Origin of the sequence: Streptomyces sp. NPDC127084, assembly GCF_042724175.1 — a bacterium.
Classification (GTDB): Bacteria; Actinomycetota; Actinomycetes; order Streptomycetales; family Streptomycetaceae; genus Streptomyces.
Map to the genome: position 1 here is coordinate 1 of NZ_JBHXFA010000201.1, position 6,660 is coordinate 6,660.

General features: G+C 70.7%; 3 protein-coding genes and 1 pseudogene. All 4 read left to right on the forward strand.

Features of this window, described 5'->3' with window-relative positions:
- Positions 1 to 365: 365 nt before the first annotated feature.
- Positions 366 to 1,754, forward strand: a complete 1,389-nt coding sequence (gene lpdA, locus ACFWI9_RS30420; RefSeq protein WP_387167318.1) for a dihydrolipoyl dehydrogenase — start codon at positions 366 to 368, stop codon at positions 1,752 to 1,754.
- A gap of 56 nt (positions 1,755 to 1,810) precedes the next feature.
- Positions 1,811 to 3,589, forward strand: a complete 1,779-nt coding sequence (gene sucB, locus ACFWI9_RS30425) for a 2-oxoglutarate dehydrogenase, E2 component, dihydrolipoamide succinyltransferase (protein ID WP_387167320.1) — start codon at positions 1,811 to 1,813, stop codon at positions 3,587 to 3,589.
- 94 nt (positions 3,590 to 3,683) lie between these two features.
- On the forward strand, positions 3,684 to 4,307 hold the full coding sequence (locus ACFWI9_RS30430; protein WP_387167323.1) for a GntR family transcriptional regulator: 624 nt from the start codon (positions 3,684 to 3,686) through the stop codon (positions 4,305 to 4,307).
- 801 nt (positions 4,308 to 5,108) lie between these two features.
- Positions 5,109 to 6,542: pseudogene (locus ACFWI9_RS30435) on the forward strand (pyruvate dehydrogenase (acetyl-transferring), homodimeric type); the annotation flags it as partial.
- Between the last annotated feature and the right edge of the window lie 118 nt (positions 6,543 to 6,660).

A 6,660-nucleotide genomic window follows, 5' to 3' on the forward strand; every position in this document is an offset into this window, starting at 1 on the left:
CCCCCGGCCCGGCGCCCCGCACACGAAAACGGGCCACCGGATCGCTGTTGCGTCTCACGACCATGGCGGGCACGGCGTTTGTCGGCATTGTCAGTGTTATCAGCGTTTCCAGGCATTCGTCGGCGTTTCTCAGCGTTTCTCAGCGTTTCTCAGCGTTTGACGGATCTCTCCGGCCGGAGAGGTGCATGAACGGCGGCGCCGCCGCCCCAGATCCCATCCCCGCGTCCCGCCCGCCCTCGACAAGTGCGAAGATGGGTTCTCGGCAGGACAGGGCCCCACCACAGGGCCGAAGAAAAGCGGCCGAACACCAGCCGCCGCACGGTCATGACGACCGGCGCCCGGCGCACATGCATGGAGGACGTGACGTGGCGAACGACGCCAGCACCGTTTTCGACCTAGTGATCCTCGGCGGCGGCAGCGGCGGTTACGCCGCGGCACTGCGCGGAGCGCAGCTGGGCCTGGACGTCGCCCTGATCGAGAAGGACAAGGTCGGCGGCACCTGCCTGCACCGTGGATGCATTCCCACCAAGGCCCTGCTGCACGCCGGCGAGATCGCCGACCAGGCGCGCGAGAGCGAGCAGTTCGGCGTCAAGGCCACCTTCGACGGCATCGACGTCCCGGCCGTCCACAAGTACAAGGACGAGGTGATCTCCGGGCTCTACAAGGGTCTTCAGGGCCTGATCGCCTCCCGCAAGGTCACCTACATCGAGGGCGAGGGCCGGCTGTCCTCCCCCACCTCGGTGGATGTGAACGGTCAGCGCGTCCAGGGCCGCCACGTGCTGCTCGCCACCGGCTCCGTGCCGAAGTCGCTGCCGGGCCTGACCATCGACGGCAACCGCATCATCTCCTCCGACCACGCGCTGGTGCTGGACCGGGTCCCGAAGTCCGCGATCGTGCTGGGCGGCGGCGTCATCGGCGTCGAGTTCGCCTCCGCGTGGAAGTCCTTCGGCACCGACATCACCATCGTCGAGGCCCTGAAGCACCTCGTCCCGGTCGAGGACGAGAACAGCTCGAAGCTTCTTGAGCGCGCCTTCCGCAAGCGCGGCATCAAGTTCAACCTCGGCACCTTCTTCGAGAAGGCCGAGTACACCGAGGACGGTGTGCGGGTCACCCTCGCCGACGGCAAGACCTTCGAGGCCGAGGTGCTGCTCGTCGCCGTCGGCCGCGGCCCGGTCTCGCAGGGCCTGGGTTACGAGGAGCAGGGCGTCGCGATGGACCGCGGCTATGTCCTGGTGGACGAGTACATGCGTACCAACGTGCCGACCATCTCGGCCGTCGGTGACCTGGTCCCGACCCTCCAGCTCGCGCACGTCGGCTTCGCCGAGGGCATCCTGGTGGCGGAGCGTCTGGCCGGTATGAAGACCGTCCCGATCGACTACGACGGTGTTCCGAAGGTGACCTACTGCCACCCGGAGGTCGCCTCCGTGGGCCTGTCCGAGGCGAAGGCCAAGGAGGTCTACGGCGCGGACAAGGTCGTCGCTCTGAAGTACAACCTCGCGGGCAACGGCAAGAGCAAGATCCTCAAGACCGCGGGCGAGATCAAGCTCGTCCAGGTCAAGGACGGCGCCGTGGTCGGCGTCCACATGGTCGGTGACCGTATGGGCGAGCAGGTCGGCGAGGCTCAGCTGATCTACAACTGGGAGGCCCTGCCGGCCGAGGTCGCGCAGCTCATCCACGCGCACCCGACGCAGAACGAGGCGCTCGGCGAGGCCCACCTGGCCCTGGCCGGCAAGCCGCTCCACTCCCACGACTGATCCAGTCAACGGGCGCGACGACCACTACCGCAATTTCGTAAGGAGAAACCGAAACCATGCCGGTTTCCGTAACCCTTCCGGCGCTCGGCGAGAGCGTCACCGAGGGCACCGTCACCCGCTGGCTGAAGGCCGAGGGCGAGCGCGTCGAGGCCGACGAGCCGCTGCTTGAGGTGTCGACCGACAAGGTCGACACGGAGATCCCCGCACCGGCCTCCGGTGTGCTGGCGTCCATCAAGGTCGCCGAAGACGAGACCGTCGAGGTCGGCGCCGAACTCGCCGTCATCGACGACGGCTCGGGCGCTGCGGCCGCCGCCGCGGCCCCGGCCGCAGCCGAGGTCCCGGCAGCCGCTGAGGCACCGGCGGCTCCCGCCCCGGCCGCCGAGGCTCCCGCCGCCGAGGCTCCTGCCGCTCCGGCCCCCGCAGTGTCCTCGGGGGGTGGCGCCTCCGGTACCGACGTCGTACTGCCAGCGCTGGGCGAGTCGGTCACCGAGGGCACCGTCACCCGCTGGCTGAAGCAGGTCGGCGAGGAGGTGGCCGAGGACGAGCCGCTGCTCGAGGTCTCCACGGACAAGGTCGACACCGAGATCCCCGCCCCGGCCGCCGGTGTGCTGCTGGAGATCGTGGTCGGCGAGGACGAGACCGCCGAGGTCGGCGCGAAGCTGGCCGTGATCGGCGCCCCGGGTGCCGCTCCGGCCGCCGCGCCTGCCGCACCCGCGGCTCCGGCCCCGGCCGCCGCGCCCGAGCCGGCCCCGGCTCAGGCCGCCCCGGCCCCCGCAGCGGCGCCTGCTCCGGTCCAGGCCCAGCCCGCCGCTGCGGCACCGGCCGCTCCTGCGGCTCCGGCTCCGGTGACGCCCGCCGCTCCCGCTGCCGCCCCGGCCCCCGCTGCCACGGCATCGGACGAGGGCGCGTACGTCACCCCGCTGGTACGCAAGCTCGCCGCCGAGAACGATGTGGACCTGTCCGCGGTCCAGGGCACCGGCGTCGGTGGCCGTATCCGCAAGCAGGACGTCATCGCCGCCGCCGAGGCCGCGAAGGCCGCCGCTGCCGCCCCGGCTCCGGCCGCTGCCGCAGCGCCGTCCACCGCCAGGAAGGCCCCGGCGCTCGAGGTCTCCCCGCTGCGCGGTCAGACCGTCAAGATGACCCGTATGCGCAAGGTCATCGGCGACAACATGATGAAGGCGCTGCACGGCCAGGCCCAGCTGTCCTCGGTCGTCGAGGTCGACGTCACCAAGCTGATGAAGCTGCGCAACCGGGCCAAGGACTCGTTCGCCGCCCGCGAGGGCGTCAAGCTGTCCCCGATGCCGTTCTTCGTGAAGGCGGCGGCCCAGGCGCTGAAGGCCCACCCGGTCGTCAACGCCCGGATCAACGAGGACGAAGGCACCGTCACCTACTTCGACTCGGAGAACATCGGCATCGCCGTGGACTCCGAGAAGGGCCTGATGACCCCGGTCATCAAGGGCGCGGGTGACCTCAACCTGGCGGGCATCTCCAAGGCCACGGCCGACCTGGCGAACAAGGTCCGCGGCAACAAGATCACCCCGGATGAGCTGGCCGGTGCGACCTTCACCATCAGCAACACCGGTTCGCGCGGCGCGCTGTTCGACACGATCATCGTCCCGCCGAACCAGGTCGCCATCCTGGGCATCGGTGCCACGGTGAAGCGTCCGGCCGTCATCGAGACGGAGGAGGGCACGGTCATCGGCGTCCGCGACATGACGTACCTGACCCTGTCCTACGACCACCGCCTGGTGGACGGTGCCGACGCGGCCCGCTACCTGACGACGGTCAAGGCGATCCTGGAGGCCGGCGAGTTCGAGGTCGAGCTCGGGCTGTAACCAGCCTCACCTGCGGTGCCCCTGCCTGGAAGTACTCCCGGGTAGGGGCACCGCCGTATTGTCTAGGGGTCTTCTCTTCTTGAAGGAGCGGTCCATGACCATCCCCGTCGTCCACTCGCTTCGCGATCAGATCCGCGAGCACATCGTGGAGGGCATCGTCAGCGGGCGCTGGAAGCCGGGCGAGCGGATCGTCGAGCGTCGTATCGCGACGGAACTGGCCGTCAGCCAGACGCCGGTACGGGAGGCCCTCCGCGAACTGGAGTCGCTCCGCCTGATCGAATCCGCCCCCAACAAGGGCGTACGGGTACGGAATCTGACCGCCGCGGACCTGGAGGAGAGCTACCCCGTCCGGGCCGGCCTGGAGCAGATCGCCGCGGAGCTCGCGGCGGACCGGCTGGCGGCGGACTGCTCGGCCCTGGAGCCGCATGTGGCAGCCCTCTACGAGGCGGACCGCGCGGCGGACGGGACGGCGCAGGTCCGGCACACCGTGGCGTTCCACCGCGAGCTGGTGAAGGCGGCGGGGAACGGGGTGCTGCTGCACACGTGGGAGGGGCTGGGGATCGAGGTCTTCACCGCCCTGTCGATCCGCTGGCTGGGGACGAAGCAGAAGTCGTACGCGGAGGAGCACGCGGACCTCGTCGCGGCGTTCCGCCGCCGCGACCCGTCGATCGGTGCCCTCGTCAAGTCCCACGTCCTGGGCTGCGCCCCCCGCGCGTAACGCCCTCCCGCGGTCGCCGCACCCCGGTGAGTCCCCTGCGCGGGGCGCGGGGTGTCACGGTGTTCCGCACCCGGTGGTGCCCCCGTTGCGCGTGGCGCGGGGGTGTCGCGGTGTTCCCCCGCCCCGCACGGTGGGCCGGTGTGTCCCCGGCCTCAAACGCCGGCCGGGCAGGGATATCGGGGTCGCCGCACCCCGGTGAGCCCCGTCGCACGGGGCGGCCGGGTGTCGCGGTGTACCGCACCCGTAGCGGTGCCCGGAGTGTCCGGCCTCAAACGCCGGCCGGGCTGAGTAGTCGGGGTTGCCCGTCGCCGAGAGCGCGTCGTTGGGGCCGTGTGATTTACGGCGCTGCCGCCACAAATCTGGGGGTCCTCCGGACGAAGCCTGGGGGAGCTTGAGGCCGGACACACACCGGCCCACCATGCGGGGACACCGGACACGCCCGAGCCCCGCGCAACGGGGCTCACCGGCTGCGGCAACCCCGAAGCGCCAGCCCGGCCGGCGTTTGAGGCCGGACACACCGGCCCACCGTGCGGGGTGCGGGGTGCGGCACACCGAACACGCCCGCCCCCCGCGCAACGGGGGCTCACCGGGGTGCGGAACGCCGTGAGGGAAACCGGCACGGAGTGCACGACTTTGCGGCACCGTGTGCCGACTTTGGCGCCGAACCCCACTTTTCACCCCCAAGACTTTGATCGATCATCGATCGTCGGCTTAGAGTCGACCCGGACCCACCCGGTCCCCGGCCCCGTCCTGCCAGACAGGCCCCTTCACCACCCCCTCCCACTCCGGAAGGCGGCGATCATGCCCGACCCCGTAGGCAACCTGCTGCTTCCGAGCGAGCTCGACCAGCTCCCGGACCGCGATGCCGAGGAGACCGCCGAATGGGCGGCCTCACTCGACGCCGTCACCAAGGCCGCCGGACCGCATCGCGCCGCGTACCTGATGCGGCGGACGCTCCAGCACGCCGAGGGCGTCAGCGGGCTCGGACTGCCCAAGCTTCTGGAGACGGACTACGTCAACACCATCCCGACCGCCGCCGAGCCCGCCCCGGCCGGTGTCGCCGGTGACGAGGAGATGGAGCGCCGGATCACCGCCTGGAACCGGTGGAACGCGGCGGCGATGGTCACCCGTGGCGCCAAGCACGGTGTCGGCGGGCATATCGCCACCTTCGCCTCCGCCGCCTGGCTCTACGAGACCGGCTTCAACCACTTCTTCCGGGGCAAGGAGCGCGACGGCTCCGGAGACCAGCTCTACATCCAGGGCCACGCGTCCCCCGGTATCTACGCCCGCGCCTTCCTCGACGGCCGGCTCACCGAGGCGCATCTGGACAACTTCCGCCAGGAGTCCGGCGGCGACGGCCTGCCGTCCTATCCGCATCCCCGCCGGCTGCCCTGGCTCTGGGAGTTCCCGACCGTTTCCATGGGTCTCGGCCCGCTCTCGGCGATCTACCAGGCGCGGTTCAACCGCTACCTGACCAACCGCGGCATCAAGGACGTCTCCGCCTCCCACGTCTGGGCCTTCCTCGGCGACGGCGAGATGGACGAGCCCGAGTCCACCGCGGCGCTCGCGCTGGCCAGTCGCGAAGGTCTGGACAACCTGACCTTCGTCGTCAACTGCAACCTCCAGCGCCTCGACGGCCCGGTCCGCGCCAACTTCAAGATCGTGCAGGAGCTGGAGGCCCAGTTCCGCGGCGCCGGCTGGAACGTCGTCAAGACCCTCTGGGGCAACGCCTGGGACGAGCTGTTCCGGCTCGACACCACCGGCGCCCTGGTGCGCCGCCTCCGTGAGGTCCCCGACGCGCAGGTGCAGACGTACCAGACCCGCGACGCCGGCTATATCCGCGCGGACTTCTTCGGCAAGGACCCCGCGCTGGCCGAGATGGCGAAGCTGCTGAGCGACGACAAGATCCTCGAGTGCTTCCATTTCTCGCGCGGTGGCCATGAGCCGCGCAAGGTGTACGCCGCCTACAAGGCGGCCCTTGAGCACAAGGGCGCCCCGACGGTGGTGCTGGCCCAGACGGTCAAGGGCCACACCCTCGGCGAGGGCTTCGCGTCCAAGAACGCCAACCACCAGATGAAGAAGCTGTCGGTGGACGAGTTCAAGGCGATGCGGGACCTGCTTGACCTGCCGATCCCGGACACCGCGTTCGCCGACGGCCAGGTGCCGTACGGCCACCCGGGCGGGGACGCCCCCGAGGTGCGCTACCTCCAGGAGCGCCGCGCGGCACTCGGCGGCACCGCCCCGTCCCTCCGGGTCCACCCGTGCGGGCCGCGCCCCGCCCCGTCCGCCCCGTCGTTCGCCGCGTGAGACACTGTCTCCGGCCTCACGTCCGTGGCCCCCCCGATGTCTTTCG

What these genes read in the sequence shown, in the direction of transcription:
- sucB (WP_387167320.1), top strand. Translation starts at nt 1,811, where the DNA reads ATGCCGGTTTCCGTAACCCTTCCGGCGCTCGGCGAGAGCGTCACCGAG.
- ACFWI9_RS30430 (WP_387167323.1), top strand. Translation starts at nt 3,684, where the DNA reads ATGACCATCCCCGTCGTCCACTCGCTTCGCGATCAGATCCGCGAGCAC.